Below are 20,073 nucleotides of genomic sequence, written 5' to 3' on the forward strand. Positions count from 1 at the left end.
GGCAGCGCGTGGACGGGGCGTGGCCCGCAGAACGCGGGGCCGCAGTGCGCCGCACCGCTCCGTTCCGCAACGCGGGCCGTGGCGGACGGCGCTTTCGCTATGATCGCGCGACCGTCCAGGGGAAAGACTTCGATGAGCAATCCTTCCGGCTCGACTTCAGGCGCGACTTCGGGCCCGACTTCCGGTTCGTTCGCCGCCGCGCTCACCCGGCACAAGTCCATCGAACAGCTGCAGGCCGAAGTGGGCACGCGCCGCGATTTCCGTCGCGTGCTGGGCCTGTGGCAACTGACCGGCATCGGACTGGGCGGCATCATCGGCGTGGGCATCTTCGTGCTCGCCGGACAACAGGCCGCGGCCAATGCCGGGCCCGCGGTCGCCCTCGCCTTCATCATCGCGGGCATCGCCAGCGCCGCCGCCGCGCTGTGCTATGCCGAGTTCGCCGGCATGATCCCGGTGACCGGCAGCGCCTACACCTACGGCTACGCGGTGCTCGGCGAATTCGCCGCCTGGCTGATCGGCTGGGATCTGCTGCTCGAATACGCGCTGATCGTGGCGGCCGTGGCGAGCGGCTGGTCGGGTTATGTCATGGCGATCCTCGACGCGATGGGCATCCACCTGCCCGTCTGGGCGCAGGGCGCGATGGGCACGGGCGAAGGCCGCATGTTCAACGTGATCGCCGCCGCCGTGTCGCTGCTGATCGCGGGGCTGCTCACGATCCGCACCGAATGGGGCGCGCGCTTCAATACCGTGATCGTCTGCATCAAGGTCATCGCCGTGGTGCTGGTGATCGGCGTGGGCGTCTTCCACATCGATCCGGCCAACTGGACACCGTTCATTCCCGAACGCGTGATCGGCGAAGACGGACGGGGCCATTTCGGCTTCCCGGGCGTGGTCACCGCCGCTGCGGTCGTGTTCTTCGCCGTGTTCGGTTACGACACGCTGACCACCGCCGCGGAGGAATCCCGCAACCCGCAACGCGACCTGCCGCGCGCGGTGCTGCTGTCGCTGGGCGTATCGATGGTGCTGTACATCGCGATCTCGCTGGTGCTCACCGGCATCGCCCACTACTCGACGCTGGGCACCGACGCGCCGGTCGCGGACGCGTTCCGCAACCTGGGCATGCCGTGGATCAGCGTCGCCATTTCCGTCGCGGCGGTGACCGGCATCATCAGCGTGATGTTCGCCTTCCTGCTCGCGGCGGCGCGCATCTGGTTCTCGCTGGCCCGCGACGGCCTGCTGCCGGCGTGGTTCGCCAAGGTGCATCCGCGCTACGGCACGCCGCACCGGCCGACGCTGCTGCTGGGCGTGGTCAGCGCGGTGGTGGCTGGCTTGTTGCCGATCGGCGAGGTCGCCGAGCTGGTCAACATCGGCACGCTGTCGGCCTTCGTGGTGATCTGCACGTCGGTCATCGTGCTGCGTCGCCGTCGTCCGGACATTCCGCGGGCCTTCCGCACGCCGTGGGTGCCGCTGGTGCCGCTGATCGGCATCGCATTCTCGATCTGGCTGGTGTCCCAGTTGCCCTGGATCACCTGGGAGCGCTTCCTGATCTGGATGGCGGTCGGCCTGGTCGTGTATTTCGGCTATGGCATGCGCCATAGCAAGCTGGCGAAGGGCTGACGCACCGGCGTTTAGGCATCACGTCGTAGCCCGGATAAGCGAAGCGCATCCGGGACAGGTGCACCCGCGATGGCAACGGCTCCCGGGTGCGCTGCGCCCGGGCTACGGATCCCGATCACCCCGCGGATTGATCAACGCGGCGCGTCGTAGCCGCCGCGCAATCCGCGTGGCGACAACACCGCTTGCCAGAGCTGGATGCGCCGCGCGCGGAAGCTGGCCATCGAGCCCGACAGATAGAAGCGCCACATCCGGCGGAAACGCTCGTCGTATGCGGGCAGGTCCTGCCAGGCCGCTTCGATGTTGGCGCGCCACGCCTGCAGGGTGCGGTCGTAGTCCGGGCCGAAGCCGTGCCAGTCCTCGATCACGAACAGGCCTTCGACGGCGCGCGCGATCTGCGCCGCCGACGGCAGCATCGAATTGGGGAAGATGTAGCGCGCGATCCACGGATCGGTATGCCGCTGCGACACGTTGTTGCCGATGCTGTGCAGCAGGAACAGGCCGTCGTCCGCCAGGCACTTCCGCGCGACATCGAAGTAGCGGCGGTAGTTCTTCACGCCGACGTGCTCGAACATGCCGATCGAGAAGATGCGATCGAATCGTTCGTCGAGTTCCCGGTAATCCTGCACGCGGATTTCGATGGGCAGGCCGGCGCAGAGGCTGCGCGCGAACGCGGCCTGCTCGCCGGAGACCGTCACCCCCACGCCGCTGACGCCGTAGCGTTCGGCCGCGAACTTCAGCGCTTCGCCCCAGCCGCAGCCGATGTCGAGCACGCGCATGCCCGGCTTCAGCCCGAGCTTGCGGCACACCAGGTCGAGCTTGGCTTCCTGCGCTTCATCCAGCGTGTGCGCATGGCGCCAGTAACCGCAGCTGTAGACCAGGCGTTCGCCGAGCATGGCGGCATACAGGTCGTTGCCCAGGTCGTAGTGGCGCTCGCCGACGACGAAGCTGCGGCTGCGCGATTGCAGGTTGAACAGTTGCGCTCGCAGGCCATCCAGGACGGCGGCAAAACCGCGCACGCGTTCGTCGATGCGCGCATCCAGCAGGCGGTACAGCAGCCCGTCGAGCGAACGCGCATCCCACCAGCCGTCCATGTACGACTCGCCCAGGCCGAGCGATCCCTGCGCCAGCAGCCGCGTGGGCAGGCGCGGATCGTGCATCCGCAGGTCCCAGTCGCGGTCGCCGTCGATGCGCACGTCGGCCAGCGCCAGCAGCCGTTCCAGCCGCTGCCGGAAAGGCTGGATCCGCGTTGCGGTCGGGGACGACGACGTCGCGGACATGATCAGCTCACGTGGCCTGCGTGCATGGCATTACCCGCCTTCGAACAGACTCCGGTATGCAGGAGCGATGTAGGGAAGCAGCAACGCGGACGGGACTTCCACCGTCTGCGTGCCGTCCGAATACGGCCCCACCTGATACGGCGCGAACACGAAGCGCAGCGCGCGGATGCGCCCGTCGCCGCCGACGATGGGCTCGAACTGGCTGAAATGTTCCGGATCGGGCTCGGTGCCGTCCTCGATCATGCGGCTGGCGCTCTTGAGCACTTCCACGCGCTCGGCCGCGGGCAAGGCGTCGGCATCGATGCGCTGCGACAGCGCGGTGTGCAGCTGTTCGCGCACCAGGGCCGAGATCGCGGCCCATCCCTTCGCGTCGGCGACGAGATCGCTGGCGCGCAGCAGCCGGTTCTGTTTCGGCAGCCAGACCCAGCGGGCGATCAACGGGGCGCCGTGGGCACCACCGGTGTAACTGCTGCCGTCCACCCCGACCGCGACCAGCGTCGGCGACACATGCAGCTCGGTGAACGGCAGGACCAGTTCGTAGGGCGCGCTGCCTTCGCCCTTCTCGCGTCCCTTCGCCGCCTCCAGGAGTTCGCGGCGCGCATTGTCCGCATAGGCGCGCAACTCGGCGGCGAGCGCCGGATATTCGTTCGCGATCGGCGGATAGCTGATGCCGATCACGTAGTCGGCGGTGTGTTCGGTGACGTCCTGCAGCGGCGTGGCTGCGGTCGCGGCCTGCGTCGCAGGCGCGGGTGCCGTGGAACTCGCGGGCGCCGGCGCCGAGGGCTGCGCGGGCTGCTCCCGCCGGCAGCCGGCCAGCGCGGCGGCGACGAACATCGCCATCGCGAACGAAACGCGCGTGGAATTCATGCGCATGGGCAAGTCCTTGTGATCCCGCGACAGTATCGCCGAAAACGTGATTTCCGTATTCACGTTGACGCGGAACGCCGCAGGAACCGGCATCGCGCGCGGGCTCACCGCCGCCTCACCACTCCGTGCGCTGGGGCAGCAACCCGCGCAGTTCCGCATCGGTGAGGTTGCGCCACTGGCCCGGCTTGAGGTGGCCGAGCTTGACGTTGCCGATGCGCACGCGCAGCAGCTGCTTCACGCGGAAGCCGAAGTGCGCCGCCATCAGGCGGATCTGCCGGTTGAGCCCCTGCACCAGCACGATGCGGAAGCCGAACTTGCCCAGCTTGCCGGTCTTGCAGGGCAGCGTGATCTGGCCGTGCACGGGGACGCCGCGACTCATGCCGCGCAGGAATTCGTCGGTCACCGGATGATTCACCGCGACGAGGTATTCCTTCTCCAGCTTGTTCTCGGCACGCAGGATCTCGTTGACGATGTCGCCGTTGCTGGTGAGCAGGATCAGGCCCTCGGAGTCCTTGTCGAGGCGCCCGATCGGGAAGATGCGCTTCTCGTGGCCGACGAAGTCGACGATGTTGTCCTTGACCGAGGATTCGGTGGTCGAAGTGATGCCGACCGGCTTGTTCAGGGCGATGTAGACATGCCGTCGCTGGCCTTTCGCAACCGTGCGGACCTGCAGCTTCTGGCCGTCGACGAGGACCTGGTCGCCCTCGCCCACCTCGGCGCCGACACGCGCGCGCAGTCCGTTGACGGTGACGCGTCCTTCGGCGATCAGGCGGTCGGCTTCGCGACGCGAGCAGTAGCCGGTATCGCTGATGTGCTTGTTGAGACGCATGGAGGTGGCGGCTGGAGCGGCGGGGAATGATACGCCGTCCGCTCCGCCGGACCGACCCGTCTAGGCCAGCAGGTCCGCGTATTGCTTGTGCCGCTGCACCCACACCGCCGCGTACGAACAGGCCGGGCGGACCCGGATGCCTGCGCCGCGCGCGAATTCGAACGCGGCGCGCACCAGTTCGGAGGCGATGCCCCGCCCTTCGATCGGGCGGGGAACGCCGGTGTGGTTGATCACCAGGATGTCGCCGTCGTAGTGGTAGGTGACTTCGGCCTCGACGCCTTCGACGACGGTGGTGAAGCGGCGGGCGACGGGGTCATGGTGGATTTCGTACGACTGCATGGCGTTCAGGGAGCGGGCCCGTTGGGGGAGCGTCGGAGGGGAAGCGACAGTTTATTCCCCTGCATCGCGACGCCCCTGCTGGTGCCGGTCCTGCTCGCTCACGCTGCCGTGGATCGCGTCGAGGCGGCTTTCGGCTTCGTGCAGTTCCTCGGCGTGCGCGTCGGCCTCGGCGGCCTGCCCTGCATCGCGGGCGGGCGTGGCCTGCTGCGAGGCGGGCTGGCCATGGTCCGCGTCGAACTGGCGCCACGGCGGCGGTTCACGGTCGCGTGCGTGCTTTGCCTCCAGGAGTTCGCGGGTGTTCGCTAGGGCCTCTTCCGGTGTGATGCGGTGCGGTTGGCGGGTACGCGAGGTCCCGCGGTCGGAATCGCGCGGCGTCGCCGAGCGGGCGGTGGCGAAGTTGGTCGTGACGCCGTCCGCGGGTTCGATCGTCGCACGGGCGTCGGTACGCGCCGCGCGGCGGCGCTGCGCCTTCTCCGCCGGCGTGATGCCGGCCGCGCCGACGGCCCTGGCTTGGACGGCGTTGCGTACGGCAGTCCCGCCCGACTGGCTGGCGGTGGTCCTGCGCGCCGGGGCGGCCTTCCTGGGCGCCTTCGTCGCCTGGGTCGTCCTGGTCGCCTTTGTCGTCTTGACGGCCTTCTTCGCGACCTTGCCTGCGGCCTTGCGCGGCGCCGTGGAGGCAGCCTTGCGGGCCGGGGCCTTCTTCGCCGCTTTCCTGACGGCCTTCTTTGCGGTCTTCTTCGCGACCTTCTTCACGCTCTTCGCGGCGGTTCTGGCCGGGGTTTTCCGGGCGGCGCGCTTCGAAGCGGCCTTCTTCGCCGCCTTCTTCACGGTCTTCTTCGCCGCCTTCCTGGCCGGCGCCTTGCGTCCCGTGGTCTTGCGGGATGCCGCCTTCTTCACCGCCTTGCGGGCAGTTCCGCTGGTCTTGCGGGTTGCCATTGCTCGCCTCCGTGGTCGATGGGCGCACGCGGCGCTGGCTGCGCCGTATGCGGCATCGGATAGCACGCGCGGCATTCACATCGGGTGAGCGACGGTTTGACCGCCCGCGTCACCCGGCTGCGTTGGTTCGCTTGCAGGCGACACCGGGCGTCACCCGGAAACGGGGCCACCCCCGCCTGCGACTGGCATGGAAGCTGCTTCGCATCCTATGCCTCAGGGGAAAACGCCATGTCACACGCCAACCTCGGCTCCTACGAGCACTTCAGCGACGAAGCGCTGATGCACCGCTATTTCGAGCTCGCCGACCGGCCCGCGGAGCACGCGGACGAACTGGCCGCGATCGACGCCACCATCCAGGCCAGGCTGTTCGCCACCTACGGTGCCGCCGAACCGGGATCCTCGCCGCGGATCCGATACGCCGCCTGAAACACGGCGCCAGCCCTGCTCAGAACATCCGCGGGCTCTGCAGGCTCCGGATGAAGTGCGGCAGCACGCCGGGCTCCATCAGCAGCATGAACATCACGCCGTACGCCGCCCCGGACAGGTGCGCGCTGTGGTTCACGTTGCCGCCGCCCTGCCGGTCCTTCCAGAACGAATACGCGACGTAGCCTATGCCGTAGAGGAAGCCCGGCACCGGCAGCGGCGCGAGGATCCACATCCACGGATCGAGCAGGATCGACGCGAACAGCACCGCCGACACGCCACCCGACGCGCCCAGGCTGCTGTAGCGCGCGTCGTGGCGATGCTGCATGTAGGTCGGCAGGATCGCGACCACAATCGCCGACAGATAGAACAGCAGGAAACCGATCGGGCCGATGTAGCGCGACATCACGGCTTCGACCACGCGTCCGAAGAAGAACAGCGTGATCATGTTGAAGATCAGGTGCGACCAGTCGGCATGGATGAAGCCGTGGGTCAGCAGGCGGTCGAACTGCCGGTTCCGGTCGATGGCCGGCGGCCACAGGATCAGGCGCTGCAGCAGCGACGGGCGCTCGAAGGCCAGCCACGACACCACGACGGTTACGGCAATCAGCAGAAGGGTCAGCATTACTCGGTCGTTTCCGGATAGGCCGCGTCAGGCGCGGTAATGATCCTGCATGGGGTAGCGCCGCGCGTACCAGGCGAAGGCCAGTGCCGCGAGCATCGCGAATCCCGCGAAGAAGAACATCAGGAACGCGGTCTCGCTCAGGCCGGTCTGCGCGATGCGCGAGGTGACGCCCTCGTTGCGGACGGCGGCATTGCTGAGCAGCACCCAGAGGTTGCCGATGGTTACCGAGAGCATCCAGAAGCTCATGATCGTCCCCTTCATGGACGACGGTGCCTGGCTGTAGGCGAACTCCAAGCCGGTGGCCGACACGAGCACCTCGCCCATCGTCAGCAGCGCATACGGAAGCACCTGCCACACGATCGACACCGGACTGCCGCCGTCGATGGCCAACTGCAGGCTGCCGGCAACGATCCACGCCACCGCCGCAAACGCGATGCCCGAGCCCATCCGCCGCAGCGGCGTCGGCTCGATGCCGATACGCCGCAGCAGCGGGTACAGCACCAGGTTGTTGAACGGGATGATCAGCATCACCAGCGCCGGATTCAGGGCCTGCATCTGCGCGGCCTGGAACCAGTGCGGCTTGGTCATCAGTTCGCCCTGGATCACCCAGGTCGATGCCTTCTGGTCGAACAGCGACCAGAACGGCGTCACCAGCGCGAACACGATCAGGATGCGCAGCACCGCGCGCACGCCGTCGACCGCGATGTCGGGATGGGCGCCGCGGGCACGCTCGAGCTGCAGCGAAGCGCCGACGCCGCCGAACGCCATCAGCAGCACCAGCGCAAGGCAGAACGCGGGCACGAACTCGAGCGAACCGGCCAGCCACAGCCCCAGCGCGGCGATCGCCAGGAGCACGCCGAGCAGGGCGATCCACAGCCCGTTCCGGCCCTGCCCCGGCGCCTTCGCGAGCAGCGCCGTGCGCACGACGTTGAGGAAGGAATCCGGATTCGGCGGCGCCGCCGGCACGTGGATGTAGCGGCGGCGACCGGCCCAGAAGATCACCACGGCCAGGAACATCAGCGCACCGGGAATGCCGAAGGCGACGGCCGGGCCATACCCGCGCAGGAAGATGGGCATCAGCAGCGAGGCGAAGAAGCTGCCGAAGTTGATCGTCCAGTAGAAGGCGTCGTAGACGACCTTGGCCCTGGCCTTGTTGCTCTGGTCGAACTGGTCCCCGACGAAGGCCGAGACCAGCGGCTTGATCCCGCCCGATCCCAGCGCGATCAGGAACATGCCGGTGTAGAAGCCCGTGGGGTTGTGCACGAACAGCGACAGGCACACGAAGCCCAGCACGTACACCAGCGACAGCCACAGGATGGTGTTGTACTTGCCGAAGAAGCGGTCGGAGATCCAGCCGCCGAGCAGCGGGAAGAAGTACACGCCGATGACGAAGGTGTGGAAAACGTCCTTCGCCATGTGCTCGCGCTCGGCCTGCGAGGCGATGTACAGCAGCAGCGACGACACCAGGAACGGTGTCAGGATGTTGCGCATCCCATAGAAACCGAAGCGCTCGCAGGCTTCGTTGCCGATGATGTAGGGGATCTGTCGCGGCAGCTTGCCGGTGGCGGTTTCGATGGGGGCAGTCATGCAGTACGGGCGTTGGACGGGAACGGAGACCCGCGCCGCGGGCCGCCGGCAGGGTAACACTGCCCGTCGGCCCGGTTGTCCCCGGAGCGTCCGTTCAGGACTTCAGGCCCATTCGGTGAGGCCTTCGCGCTCGTACAGCGTCGCGAACGACGGCCGCGCCCGCATCCGTTGCGCCAGCGCCGCCAGGTGCGGCCAGGTCGTGGCCGGCTGCGGCATGTTGCGCGACCAGCGCATCAGCATCGTGAGGTAGAAGTCCGCGGCGCTGACGTGATCGCCCAGCAGGTAGGGACCATGCGCGCCCAGGTGCGCGTCGAGCCGGTCCCAGGCCGCTTCGATGCGCGGCCGGACGGATTCGCGCACCAGCGACTCGTTCGCCGCGCCGGCCGGTTCGTGCGGATACCACCACTGCCGGAACAGCGGCTGGACTGCATTGGCAAGGTGGAACATCCACTGCAGATACTGCGCGCGCAGCGGACTCTCCGCCGCGGGCGCGAGCCCCGTCTGCGGATACCGCTCCGCCAGCAGCATCGTCAGCGCGCTGCATTCGAAGCGCGGCACGCCGTCGTCGACCAGCGTCGGCACCACGCCATTCGGATTGAGCGCGAGGTATTCCGGCGATTTCTGCTGCCCCGCCGCCGTGTCGACCAGGCGCAGTTCGTGCGGCACGCCAAGTTCGATCAGGAGCCAATGCACCACCATGCTCGCGGCGCCGGGGGAGTAGTAGAGCGAGTACATGCGTCGACTCCTGATGGAAGGGGGCCGATGATCGCACGCAACGCGGCTCCCCTGCCCGCTGACACAACGCTGGCAACAGCCCGCGTCTTCGCAGGCGCGGGGGCCGCGGCCGTTACCCGCGCGCCGTTACCATTCGACTTTTCCCAGACCGGATCCGAAGCATGCGCCACGACCTCCCGATCTTCCGGCCGCTCGCCGCCGCACTCCTGGCCCTCGGCTTCGCCGCTGCCGCGCAGGCGGCCGCACCGGACCTGAGCACCGTGTCCGAACGCAGCGGCTTCGTGAAGACGGGGCGCTACGACGAGGTGATCGCACTGTGCGATGCCTTCCAGCAGCGTTATCCCGCCGCGGTGCGCTGCTTCGACTTCGGCACCACGCCGGAGGGCCGGCCGATGAAGGCGCTCGCCGTCAGCCTGATGGGCCGCTTGCAGGCGCAGGACGCGCGCGAAGCCGGACTGCCGGTACTGCTGGTGCAGGGCGGCATCCATGCCGGCGAAATCGACGGGAAGGACGCCGGCTTCTTGTTGCTGCGCGAACTGCTGGACGACCGGCGCAAGGACAATCCACTCAACCGGCTGGTGCTGCTGTTCGTGCCGGTTTTCAACGTCGACGGGCACGAACGTTTCGCCGCCTGGAACCGCCCCAACCAGCGCGGCCCCGAGGAAATGGGCTGGCGCACCACCGCGCAGAACTACAACCTCAATCGCGACTACGTGAAGGCCGATGCGCCCGAGATGCAGGCGATGCTGCGCCTGGCCAACGAATGGGACCCGCTGGCGATGATGGACCTGCACGTCACCGACGGCGCGAAGTTCCAGCACGACGTTTCGATCATGGTCGAGCCGACGGAAGGCGGCGACCAACCGCTGCGCGCGGTCGGCAAGGCCTGGCGCGACGGCGTGATCGCACGGCTGAAGAAACGCGGATCACTGCCGCTGCCGTTCTATCCCTCGTTCGTGGAGAATGACAATCCGGCCTCCGGCTTCGAGCATGGCGTCGCCCCGCCCCGCTTCTCGCAGAGTTACTTCTCGCAGCGCAACCGCCTGGGAATGCTGGTGGAAACGCATTCGTGGAAGGACTATCCCACGCGCGTCCGCATCACCCACGACACCGTCCTGGCCGCCGCGGATCTGATCGCCGCCCACGGCAGCGAGTGGCTGCAACGCGAGCACGAAGCCGACGCGCGCGCAGCGAAGCTCGGCGGACAGCAGGTCGCACTCGACTACAAGGCCACGGACAAGGCGCGCACCATCGCCTACCTCGGTTACGCCTACACGCGCACGCCCTCGGAGATTTCCGGGGCGCTGATGACGTACTACGACGAGAACACGCCGCAGGTCTGGAACGTTCCGCTCCGCGACGAGATCGTGCCGGGTCACGTCGTCGCGGCGCCCGGCGCAGGTTACGTGGTGCCGGCGGCCCACGCCGCCCGGATCGCGGCGAAGCTGCAACAGCACGGCATCGAATTCCGCCGCCTCGATGACGCGTTCGCCGGGCTCGAGGTCGAGTCGTTCCATGCCGACAAGACCAGGTTCGCGGCGCAATCCTTCGAAGGCCACCAGACGCTGGAAGCCACGGGCGCGTGGAAACGCGAACACCGCGACCTCGCTGCCGGCGCCCTGTTCGTGCCGATCGCGCAGCCCAAGGCGCGGCTGGTGATGACGATGTTCGAGCCGCAGTCGGCGGACTCGCTGATTGCCTGGGGCGAATTCAACACGGCCTTCGAGCGCAAGGAATACATGGAGGACTATGTCGCCGAGGAAGTGGCGCGCGCCATGCTGGCGAAGGATCCGGCGCTGAAGGCGAAATTCGAGCAGCGGCTGAAGGACGATGCGGAGTTCGCGAAGGATCCGGCGGCGCGCCTGGAGTTTTTCGCACGCCTGCATCCGTCCTGGGATCAGGCCTACAACGTGTATCCGGTGCTGCGCGTGGATCGCGCGCCGTGACCCGCTCGCGACACTAGCAGCGCCGACGCTCCGCGACGGCTTCGGCGCTAGGCGATACGCCCGCGGAAGGGATCGGGATCGCCGGCGAACAGGCGTCGCGATGTCTCGCGTTCGTCCAGTTCGATCTCGCCGATGAACTCGCGCGCATCACCGAGTTGGACAAAGGCGGAGAAGCCGCGCTCGAGGAAGCCCTGCAGTTCGGCGAGCCCGGCTGCCCGTGCGGGACCGCGCGACAGCTTCAGCAGCGTGGCGATGCCAGGCGTGCGCAACGCGCCGGCCAGACCGGTGCCGACGCGCGCGATCAGGTCGATCTGATGGTTGCGCAGCCGGGGCAGGCCGGCATTGCGATAGACCTGCGCATAGAGCGTTGCATCGAGCTGCCGACGCCGCGGTGCAGCCGACTGCAGCACGCTCGCCAGGCGCAGGTCGAAGGCATGCGTGAGCAGGCCCAGTTCGATCGCGTCCGACAAGGTCGTCAGCAGCGTCGATGGCAGCAGGCGCTGCATCATCGGCAGGACGCGGGCGATGTCGGCATCGCGCCGGCTGAAATCGCGGTCGTTGTAGACGTCGCTGAGGAAGAACTGCGCCGCCGGACGCCGGCGCGGATCGCGCAGGAATCGGTCGAAGCTGGCTTCCAGCCGCCCGGCCTGCCAACGCCGCAGCTCGGGCAGCCATCGCAACCGGTTGCGCGGTTCGCGTGCCGGATCGTGCACGGCCTGATGGCGGGCCAGCAGGCAACCCAGGCGTTGGGAGAGGTCGCGGGTGCGTGACATCGCCGCGATCATCCGGACACGGCGCGATCGAGGCAACCGTATCCGCGGCGTGCGTCCCGCCCGGCCTGGGGGCGGTCGGCTACACTCGGGCCAACCTGTCCGTACCCGTGCGCATGCTGTCCTTCCATACCGCCCGCCAGAGGGCGCGCAAAGCTTCCGCCACCACGCCCCCGCGCATCGGCCTTGCCGTCGCCGGCGGCGGCCCGATCGGCGGAATGTACGAACTCGGCGCCCTGCGCGCCCTCGACGAAGCAATCGAAGGCCTCGACCTGTCGCGCCTGGACTGCTACGTGGGCGTCAGCAGCGGCGCGTTCCTGGCGGCCGGCCTGGCCAACCGGATCGGAACGGAAGAGCTGTGCCGCATCTTCCTCACCGGCGACAGCGACGATGTCCACTTCCGGCCCGAAGCGTTCATGCGACCGGCCTTTTTCGAGTACATGCGGCGCGCGGCCGCACTGCCGCGACTGGCGGCGGACTGGTGGCACGAGCTGCTGTTTTCACCCGGCCTGCTGGCACGCGGTGAGCTGCGCTGGCCGGACTTCCTCACGCGCTTCGGCGGCCTGGTGCCCACCGGGCTGTTCGACAACACGGAAGTCGAGCGTTTCCTGCGCGACGTCTTCACCCGCCGCGGACGCAGCAACGATTTCCGCGAACTCGATTCGCGCCTGTTCGTCATCGCCGTCGACCTCGACAGCGGCGAGGCCGTGCGGTTCGGCGCGGGGCAATGGGAGGACGTGCCGATCTCGCAGGCGATCCAGGCCAGCGCCGCCCTGCCCGGCCTGTACCCGCCGGTCGAAGTGCGTGGCCGCCACTTCGTCGACGGCGCCCTGCGTCGGACCATGCATGCCTCGGTGGTGCTCGAGCGCGGCATCGACCTCATGCTGGGCGTCAATCCGCTGGTGGCGTTCAATTCCGGCGTCGACAGCGGCGTCGCGGCCACCAGCCCCGGCCGCCTCGCCGCCGGCGGATTGCCGGCCGTGCTGTCGCAGACCTTCCGCACCCTGCTGCAGTCGCGCATGCAGATCGGCCTGGTCAAGCATCGGCAACAGTTCCCGGACATCGATCAGTTGATCTTCGAGCCGAATGCGCAGGACAGCGAACTGTTCTTCACCAATGCCTTCAGCTTCGCCAACCGCCAGCGGATCGCGGAGATCGCCTATCGCAACGTGATGGCCGACCTGCGTTCGCGCGCGGATACGCTGACACCGATGCTGGACGCGCATGGCTTGCGCGTGCGCGATGAGGTGGTTGGCGATGCCGGCCGCTCCATCCTCGACGGCCTTGCCCCGCGACCGCGCCGCACCGAAACGACGGCGCGCCTGCACCGGGCGCTCGACGATGTCGATGCGTTGATCGCACCCCGCCGGATGCACTGAGCACGGCATCGCCGCACCTCGGCTTGGTGTGAAAGCTCTAGACAAGCTCGCGATCTTGCGGCCATCCGCCACCGTCTGGATCGCCCTCATGGCCAAGTTCAAGAAGACCGCTAAGAAGACCACCCGCTCCAGCGCGTCCACCAGGGGCACCTCCGCCAGGAGCGCATCCACGAAGTCCCGCACGCCGCAGGCGGAACAGTTGTCGAAGACCCTGAGCGAAACGGCCCAACAGGTGTGGCTGGCGGGCGTCGGCGCCTTCGGCCGCGCGCAGACCGAAGGCACCAAGCTGTTCGAGGCGCTGATCAAAGAAGGCCTCAAGCTCGAAAAGAACGCCCTCCGCTTCGCCGGTGGTCAGGCCGATGCGATGCGCGGCGCGGTCGAAAACAAGGTCGGCCAGGCGCGCGAACGCGCGACCGATACCTGGGACCGGCTGGAAAAGGTTTTCGAGGACCGCGTGCAGCGCGCGTTGACCAAACTCGGCGTCCCGGGACGCGACGACCTCGCCGAACTCACCCGCAAGGTGGACACGCTCACCGCCGAACTGCGCAAGAGTGGCAAGCCGGCGGCCACCACCAGGGCGGCCAAAAAGACCGCGGCTCGCAAGACCCGCTCCACGCCGGCCGCCTGACCGCCCATCTCTCGGCGATCGTTTCGCAGTTTTCAGCCCGCCAGTCCCCTAGCGCAGCTCCCCTCCCCTTGCGATCCGGACTGGCGGGTTTCTTTTCCATCCGCTGACGTCTTTCACGTTCTCGCGCTCGAGGGCCTGACGTATAGTCTCGCCTCGGCATTTTCGGAAGGACACCATGTCGGCTTCATCGCTTCTGCTCGCGTTTGCGGTGACCGTGATCCTGGGCGGCGCGGCCACGGCATGGATCTGGCTCGTACTGCGTCCCCGATCCGAACGCGATGAAGGCCTGCGACTGCTCGCAGCCATGCGCTGGCGTGAATTCTCGAAGCTCGTGGTCGACGGCCTGCGCAGCCGGGGTTTCAAACCCGAAGCGGCCGAAGACACCGCCGAGCGCGGCCAGGATTCGGTGCTTCATCTCCGTCGCGACAACCGCGAATGGTTGCTCGCGTGCAAACACGGCCTGAACTACCGCATCACCGAAACCATGGTCGCGGACATGACCGATGCGGTCCGCTTCCATGGCGCCGCCGGCGGCGTGGTGGCCACGCTGGGTGAAGTCGATGCCGAGGCGCGCAGGGCGGCTGTCGGCCGCGTCGAACTGTTCGATGGCAGCACCCTGTGGCCGATCGTGCATGCGCAACTGTCGCCGGGCGTGCGGGATGAACTCTCCGCCAAGGCCCGGAATGCGGCCATGCGCCAGGCAACGATCGCCTGCGCGGCCGCACTGACGCTCGGCCTGGTGACGGCGCTGGTCGCTCCGCGGGGCGAACCGGTCGACACCATGGCCGTCACTCCCTCGCCACCCGCATCCGGTGCGAGCGATGCGGCACCGGCTGCCGGAAACCCTACGGTCGCTGCTGCCGCACCGACGAGCGAGGATGAACAACGCGACGACGTGATCCGCATGGTGACGACGCTGCCTGGAGTGGAGCGCGCAATGTGGAGCACGCGTTCCACCTTGCTGGTCTACCTCACCGATGAGGCCGCCGATCCGGTGAGCGGCATTTGCGACATCATGAACAAGTACGAGACGTTGCGAACCTCGCGTCTGCATCTCCAGCCGCCGGCCGGCGCGACGCGGCCGGCGCGGTTCCTGCAGTGTTCGACGTACTAGCGAAATTCGCTGGCGAAATGAAAAAACGCGGCTTGAATGCCGCGTTTTTGCTTTCTTGTCGGCAGCCATGTCGCGCCAAAAAATGCAGCGCACGTACTGCCGACAGGTAGCTTCGTTCAATGATTTCGGAGTTCCCTCATGGCGCATTGCCGCGCGGCATCCATGCCGCGCCAGAAAAATCCGCACAAGCCGCCGATAGGGCTCCCGCTTCGCTGAAGCGCGTCGGAGTGCCATCCATGGCGCACTGCCGCGCGGCATCCATGCCGCGCCAGAAAAATCCGCACAAGCCGCCGATAGGGCGGCTTGTAGGCGCGGATTTTTCTACCAATGCACCCCTCGCATCAGGGCGGCGAACGCGATCTGTTCATTGCTGGGTTGCGACTCGCCACGCAGCGCCGCCTTGTCGCCCTTGGCCGCAGCCGAATCCGGGAAGAGCTCGAAGGCCGTGCTCATCACGACTTCATAGGCCTTCGGCGCCACGGCATTGATCACCGACGCGAAGATGCCCAGGCGGGTAGCGATCCGGCTGGGGCGCTCGATGATGCCCTTCACGACCAGGTCCGCTGCTTCTTCCGGCGTCAGCGTCGGCACGCTCTCGTACATCTTGGTCGGCGCGATCATCGGCGTCTTCACCAGAGGCATGTTGATCGTGGTGAAGCTGATGCCCTTGCCGGACAGTTCGCCCTGCGCGCAGCGACTGAATGCGTCCAGCGCCGCCTTCGATGCCACGTAGGCGGAGAAGCGCGGCGAATTGGCCAGGACGCCGATCGAGGAGATGTTGATGATGTGGCCGCGGCGGCGGTGGGTCATGCTCGGCATGAAGCCCATGATCAGGCGCAGGCTGCCGAAGTAGTTCAGCTGCATCGTACGCTCGAAGTCGTGGAAGCGGTCGTAACTCAGCTCGATCGAGCGACGGATGGAGCGACCCGCGTTGTTGATCAGCACGTCCACGTGCCCGTGTTCCTTCAGCACCGTGGCGATCAGCCGGTCGCAATCGGCCATGTCGGACAGGTCGGCGGTATAGGCAAACACCTTGCCGCCCGCCTTCTTCATCTCGTCGCGCGCCTTGAACAGTTCCTCCTGCCCGCGCGCCACGATGATCGTGATCGCGCCGGCTTCGGCCACCCGCTGGGCAGTGGAGAGACCGATGCCGGACGACCCGCCGGTAATCACCACGACCTTGCCCTTGACCTTGCCCTTCAGCGACCGATCGACGAAGAGGTCCGGATCGAGGTGCCGCTCCCAGTAATCCCACAGCCGCCATGCGTAGCTTTCCAGCGGCGGCACGCTGATGCCGCTGCCGCGCAGCGCGCGTTCGGCCTCGCGGTTGTCGAAGCGCGTGGGATAGGTGATGAACTTGAGCGTTTCCTTCGGAATCTTGAAATCGCGCAGCAGCATGCCGACGAAGCGCCTCACCGGCGGCAGGTTGCCGACGGCGGCGCGGATGCCGCTCGGCACGAAGGCGAACATGCGCGCGTCGATGCGCATGGTCATCTCCGGCGCATGTCCGGCCCTGGCGAAGCAGTTGAGGACTTCGCCGACGCGCATGGGTTCCGGGTCGGTCAGGTGGAAGCAATGGCCATCGAGCTTCGGCTTGTGCGCGATGTGGTCCATTGCATTGACCACGTAATCGACCGGCACGATGTTGATGCGGCCGCCCTCGATGCCCAGCGTCGGCATCCACTGCGGCAGCATCTCGCGCAGCTTCTTGATCAGGGTGAAGAAGTAGTACGGCCCGTCGATCTTGTCGATCTCGCCGGTCTGCGAATGGCCGACCACCATGCCCGGGCGGTAGATGCGCCACTTGATCCGCTTTTCCTTGCGCACGAGCCCTTCGGATTCGTGCTTGGTGGCGAGGTAGGGATCGTCCAGGCCCTCGGCCTCGTCGAACATGTCCTCGCGGAACACGCCCGGGTACAGGCCGGCGGCTGCGATCGAGCTGGTGTGGTGGAAGCAGCCCGCGCCGATCGCCGCGGCGAGATCGAGCGCGTTGCGGGTCCCGTCGATGTTGGCGCTGCGCTGCGAGGCGGCGTCCGCGGTGAGATCGTAAATGGCGGCCAGATGGAAGAAGTGCTTGACCTTCCCCGTGAGCGACTTGAGCTGCGCCGCGCTGACGCCGCACTTCACGGCGGTCATGTCGCCGTGCACGACCACCACGCGCTTGGGATCCCAGCCCATCTTCTTCGCGATGGCGTCGAACTTCTTCTGCGAATCCTTGCGCACCAGCACGTGCACCGTGCCCTTGCGTTCCAGCAACCTGCTGACCAGATACCGGCCGACGAAGCCGGTGGCGCCGGTGACGAAGTAGCTCATGCCCCTGCTCTCCCGAGATCACCGGCGTGGTGGAATGCACTGCGAAGCCGGCCTTGCCCTAACGTTGCCAGAGGCCGCCCCGGCCGACAATGCCCCGGCGTATTGACCATGCAATAGGCCCATGCTGTGATGCCGCCTCACCTGCACGGAGCTGCCGCCATGGCCGACCTCAAGACCCAGTTCGAGCAGGCCGCGAAGGACGTCCACTCGCTGGCCGAGCGCCCCGACAACGACACGCTGCTGCGGTTGTACGCACTGTTCAAGCAGGGATCGGAAGGCGACGTGTCCGGACCGAAGCCGGGCTTCTTCGATTTCGTGGGAACCGCCAAGTACGAGGCGTGGGCCAAGCTCAAGGGCACCAGCCAGGACGACGCGATGAAGAAGTACGTCGACCTGGTCAAGAAGCTGCGCGGCTGAGCGCGGCAGGGTTCGCGATCGAATGGCACGGCAGACCCGCCAGCGCATCCTCGATGCCAGCCTGGCCATGTTCAACGCGCAGGGCGAACCCAACGTCACCACGAACCACATCGCCGACGAGCTGGAGATCAGCCCCGGCAACCTGTACTACCACTTCCGCAACAAGGACGACATCATCGAGCAGCTGTTCGCGCGCTTCGAGGAGCGCATGGACGCTGCGCTGGCCGCGCCCGAAGGCCGCCTGCCCGGCCTCGAGGACATCTGGCTGCAGCTGCACCTGGTATTCGAAGCGATCTGGGACTACCGCTTCCTCTACCGCGACCTGGTCGAGATCCTCAGCCGCAACCGCCGGTTGCGCCTGCGGTTTGCCCGCATCCTCAAGCGTGCCGACGAACAGGCGCATGCGGTGATGCGTGGGCTTTCGCAGGGCGGCGTGATGCGCGCCTCCAGCGCGGAACTGGCCGCGACCGCGACCAACGTGCTCGTGATCGCCACCTTCTGGCTCAACTACGCCGCAGCGCGCGGGGACAAGGACGAGCACCAGGCGATCCGTGCGGGCATCGTGCAGGTGATGATGCTGCTGGCGCCGTTCCTGCGCGATGCCGAGCGCCTGCATCTCAACAACCTCACGCGGGCCTACATCGACTGACGCTTGGGCCGGGACCGATCCCGACAGATGCGAAAGTCGTACGAGACGCGATCTGGCCGGCGGATCCGCGCGGTCCGCCGGCGACACACGAATACCCACCGCACATCTCCAGGAGTTCGCCATGGCCGCCGCCAAATGGGCTGCATTTCCACTCGATGCCAAGGGCTTCGCCTACGCCGGCGACGCGCTGAAGAAGGCCTGGCCGCAGCTGCATGCGGGCGACTGCGAGCCATTCCCGGATGCGAAGCACGCCGCTTCCCTGATGAAGGCTGCCGGCAAGGCGGCACCGAAGCTGGATGCCGAGGCGCTGGCGGCGGCGCTGCAGGAAGCCTGGCGCGCCTTCCATCGCGGTGATTTCAAGACGGCCTTCGATGCGGGCGAAAAGCTCGGCCCGATCGGCGCGTCGGTGGCGGTCAAGGCGATCGGCATCCACGCGACCCACCTGGTCGCCGGCGACGCCGAAAAGCTGAAGCGTTTCGAGCAGGCGGCCAAGCTCGCCGAGGCGGCGGTCAAGGCATTGCCGGACGAAGCCAACAGCCATTACCGGCTCGCCTTCGCGCTGGGCCGTTACAGCCAGGGCCTGTCGATCGTGAAGGCATTGAAGGAAGGCATTGCCACGCGGGTCCACACCGCCCTGGACACCACGCTCGAACTGGCGCCCAAACACGCCGAAGCCCACACCGCGATGGCGGTGTATCACGCCGAGATCGTCAACAAGATCGGCGCGCTGATCGGCGGCATGACCTATGGCGCCAAGCCGGCGGAGGCGGAGAAGCACATCAAGACCGCGCTCAAGCTGACCCCGGCCTCGCCGATCGCGCATATCGAGCACGGCAACGTCCTGATGCTGCTCTACGGCGACAGGAAGGAAGACGAGGCCGCGGCCGCCTACGAGAAGGCCGCCAAGGCCAAGCCCCTCGATGCGATGGAGGCACTGGATGCCGCCTACGCGCGGGAACAGATCGAATAAGTCCGTCCGGCGCGGTCGTCGCGGCCAACGGATCCGGCAATTGCGATTTCCGGCGCCGGCCCGGTTGATCCCGGACGGCGATGCCCCTAAAATGCGCGGCCCAGCGTCGCTTTCGAGCGCCGCCACGGGCGGTTAGCTCAGCGGTAGAGCATTGCCTTCACACGGCAAGGGTCGCAGGTTCGAACCCTGCACCGCCCACCACTTCGATCACTGCCGGCTTCAGGGCAGGATGCATGAAAAGCCGGCGCAAGCCGGCTTTTCTGCGTCTGGAGGCCGGTCCAGCCAGGAGCCCGCGATGCACGACGACACCCGCCTGTACCACAACCCGCGTTGCTCCAAGTCGCGCGGCGCACTGGAACTGCTGCACGAACGCGGCATCGAGCCGCACGTCGTCGCCTATCTCGACACGCCGCCGACCGCCGACGAGCTGCGGGCATTGCTGCGGTTGCTCGGGATCCCCGCCCGCAGCCTGCTGCGCACCGGCGAAGACGAATACGCCGCCCTCGGACTCGCCGATCCCTCGCTGTCCGAGGACGCGCTGATCGCGGCGATGGCGTCGCATCCGCGCCTGATCGAGCGCCCGATCTTCGTGCACAACGGCCGCGCGGTGATCGGCCGCCCGCCCGAACAGGTCCTCGCCCTGCTCTGAGCA

20 protein-coding genes and 1 tRNA gene are annotated in these 20,073 nt (G+C 67.4%); 11 read left to right on the plus strand and 10 right to left on the minus strand.

All coding sequences use genetic code 11. From position 1 onward, the window contains the following. Nucleotides 1-132: 132 nt before the first annotated feature. Nucleotides 133-1,617: an amino acid permease gene (locus ACFPN1_RS04800; RefSeq protein ID WP_386753429.1), complete on the plus strand. Its 1,485-nt coding sequence runs from the start codon at nt 133-135 to the stop codon at nt 1,615-1,617. A 131-nt stretch (nt 1,618-1,748) separates the two neighbouring features. On the opposite strand, the gene cfa is transcribed toward ACFPN1_RS04800, so the two are convergent. From cfa to ACFPN1_RS04825, 5 genes are all read right to left on the minus strand, one after another. Continuing rightward, complete coding sequence (cfa, locus tag ACFPN1_RS04805; protein WP_386753430.1) at nt 1,749-2,894, minus strand: cyclopropane fatty acyl phospholipid synthase; 1,146 nt, start codon at nt 2,892-2,894, stop codon at nt 1,749-1,751. Nucleotides 2,895-2,924: 30 nt separating this feature from the next. Beyond that, nucleotides 2,925-3,767: a DUF3298 and DUF4163 domain-containing protein gene (locus ACFPN1_RS04810; RefSeq protein ID WP_386753431.1), complete on the minus strand. Its 843-nt coding sequence runs from the start codon at nt 3,765-3,767 to the stop codon at nt 2,925-2,927. A 109-nt stretch (nt 3,768-3,876) separates the two neighbouring features. After that, the gene (gene rluF / locus ACFPN1_RS04815) at nt 3,877-4,590 is read right to left on the minus strand and encodes a 23S rRNA pseudouridine(2604) synthase RluF (protein ID WP_386753432.1); all 714 of its coding nucleotides are present in this window, start codon (nt 4,588-4,590) and stop codon (nt 3,877-3,879) included. 60 nt (nt 4,591-4,650) lie between these two features. After that, nucleotides 4,651-4,929, minus strand: a complete 279-nt coding sequence (locus tag ACFPN1_RS04820; RefSeq protein ID WP_386753433.1) for a GNAT family N-acetyltransferase — start codon at nt 4,927-4,929, stop codon at nt 4,651-4,653. 51 nt (nt 4,930-4,980) lie between these two features. Beyond that, nucleotides 4,981-5,757: a hypothetical protein gene (locus tag ACFPN1_RS04825; protein WP_386753434.1), complete on the minus strand. Its 777-nt coding sequence runs from the start codon at nt 5,755-5,757 to the stop codon at nt 4,981-4,983. 336 nt (nt 5,758-6,093) lie between these two features. On the opposite strand from ACFPN1_RS04825, the gene ACFPN1_RS04830 reads away from it, so the two are divergent. Continuing rightward, nucleotides 6,094-6,291, plus strand: coding sequence for a hypothetical protein (locus ACFPN1_RS04830; protein ID WP_386753435.1), 198 nt, complete (start codon nt 6,094-6,096; stop codon nt 6,289-6,291). A gap of 19 nt (nt 6,292-6,310) precedes the next feature. Here the strand turns inward: ACFPN1_RS04830 and ACFPN1_RS04835 are convergent, their stop codons facing one another. From ACFPN1_RS04835 to ACFPN1_RS04845, 3 genes are all read right to left on the minus strand, one after another. Continuing rightward, nucleotides 6,311-6,913, minus strand: a complete 603-nt coding sequence (locus tag ACFPN1_RS04835; RefSeq protein WP_386753436.1) for a rhomboid family intramembrane serine protease — start codon at nt 6,911-6,913, stop codon at nt 6,311-6,313. Nucleotides 6,914-6,940: 27 nt separating this feature from the next. Next, nucleotides 6,941-8,500, minus strand: a complete 1,560-nt coding sequence (locus tag ACFPN1_RS04840) for a POT-type proton-dependent oligopeptide transporter (RefSeq protein ID WP_386753438.1) — start codon at nt 8,498-8,500, stop codon at nt 6,941-6,943. Nucleotides 8,501-8,602: 102 nt separating this feature from the next. Then, complete coding sequence (locus ACFPN1_RS04845; protein ID WP_386753440.1) at nt 8,603-9,235, minus strand: glutathione S-transferase family protein; 633 nt, start codon at nt 9,233-9,235, stop codon at nt 8,603-8,605. Nucleotides 9,236-9,396: 161 nt separating this feature from the next. On the opposite strand from ACFPN1_RS04845, the gene ACFPN1_RS04850 reads away from it, so the two are divergent. Beyond that, nucleotides 9,397-11,181, plus strand: a complete 1,785-nt coding sequence (locus ACFPN1_RS04850) for a M14 family zinc carboxypeptidase (protein ID WP_386753441.1) — start codon at nt 9,397-9,399, stop codon at nt 11,179-11,181. 47 nt (nt 11,182-11,228) lie between these two features. Here ACFPN1_RS04850 and ACFPN1_RS04855 read toward each other — a convergent pair whose 3' ends face one another. Continuing rightward, on the minus strand, nt 11,229-11,954 hold the full coding sequence (locus tag ACFPN1_RS04855; protein ID WP_386753443.1) for a DUF8198 family protein: 726 nt from the start codon (nt 11,952-11,954) through the stop codon (nt 11,229-11,231). A gap of 113 nt (nt 11,955-12,067) precedes the next feature. Here ACFPN1_RS04855 and ACFPN1_RS04860 point away from each other — a divergent pair, with 113 nt between their 5' ends. The 3 genes from ACFPN1_RS04860 to ACFPN1_RS04870 all read left to right on the plus strand — a co-directional run bounded on the left by ACFPN1_RS04860 (nt 12,068) and on the right by ACFPN1_RS04870 (nt 15,072). Further along, nucleotides 12,068-13,330, plus strand: a complete 1,263-nt coding sequence (locus ACFPN1_RS04860) for a patatin-like phospholipase family protein (protein ID WP_386753444.1) — start codon at nt 12,068-12,070, stop codon at nt 13,328-13,330. Between the two features lie 88 nt (nt 13,331-13,418). After that, nucleotides 13,419-13,958 carry a phasin family protein gene (locus ACFPN1_RS04865; RefSeq protein ID WP_386753446.1) on the plus strand — a complete coding sequence of 180 codons (540 nt, stop codon included), beginning with the start codon at nt 13,419-13,421 and terminating at the stop codon, nt 13,956-13,958. Between the two features lie 175 nt (nt 13,959-14,133). Then, complete coding sequence (locus tag ACFPN1_RS04870) at nt 14,134-15,072, plus strand: restriction endonuclease (RefSeq protein WP_386753448.1); 939 nt, start codon at nt 14,134-14,136, stop codon at nt 15,070-15,072. Nucleotides 15,073-15,393: 321 nt separating this feature from the next. Here ACFPN1_RS04870 and ACFPN1_RS04875 read toward each other — a convergent pair whose 3' ends face one another. After that, nucleotides 15,394-17,385 (minus strand): SDR family oxidoreductase, encoded by a 1,992-nt coding sequence (locus ACFPN1_RS04875; protein WP_386753450.1) that lies wholly within the window; start codon nt 17,383-17,385, stop codon nt 15,394-15,396. 159 nt (nt 17,386-17,544) lie between these two features. On the opposite strand from ACFPN1_RS04875, the gene ACFPN1_RS04880 reads away from it, so the two are divergent. The 5 genes from ACFPN1_RS04880 (at nt 17,545) to arsC (ending at nt 20,070) form a co-directional block, all read left to right on the plus strand. Then, on the plus strand, nt 17,545-17,802 hold the full coding sequence (locus tag ACFPN1_RS04880) for an acyl-CoA-binding protein (protein ID WP_386753452.1): 258 nt from the start codon (nt 17,545-17,547) through the stop codon (nt 17,800-17,802). Nucleotides 17,803-17,824: 22 nt separating this feature from the next. After that, nucleotides 17,825-18,451 (plus strand): TetR/AcrR family transcriptional regulator, encoded by a 627-nt coding sequence (locus ACFPN1_RS04885; protein WP_386753454.1) that lies wholly within the window; start codon nt 17,825-17,827, stop codon nt 18,449-18,451. Nucleotides 18,452-18,572: 121 nt separating this feature from the next. Next, a complete protein-coding gene (locus ACFPN1_RS04890; protein WP_386753456.1) occupies nt 18,573-19,421 on the plus strand; it encodes a hypothetical protein in 849 nt (282 codons plus the stop codon). Between the two features lie 126 nt (nt 19,422-19,547). After that, nucleotides 19,548-19,622: transfer RNA gene (locus ACFPN1_RS04895), tRNA-Val, on the plus strand. 94 nt (nt 19,623-19,716) lie between these two features. Continuing rightward, nucleotides 19,717-20,070 carry an arsenate reductase (glutaredoxin) gene (arsC, locus tag ACFPN1_RS04900; RefSeq protein WP_386753458.1) on the plus strand — a complete coding sequence of 118 codons (354 nt, stop codon included), beginning with the start codon at nt 19,717-19,719 and terminating at the stop codon, nt 20,068-20,070. The last annotated feature ends 3 nt before the right edge of the window (nt 20,071-20,073 follow it).

It is taken from the genome of Lysobacter yangpyeongensis, from assembly GCF_042655745.1.
Taxonomy (GTDB): Bacteria; Pseudomonadota; Gammaproteobacteria; order Xanthomonadales; family Xanthomonadaceae; genus Agrilutibacter; species Agrilutibacter yangpyeongensis.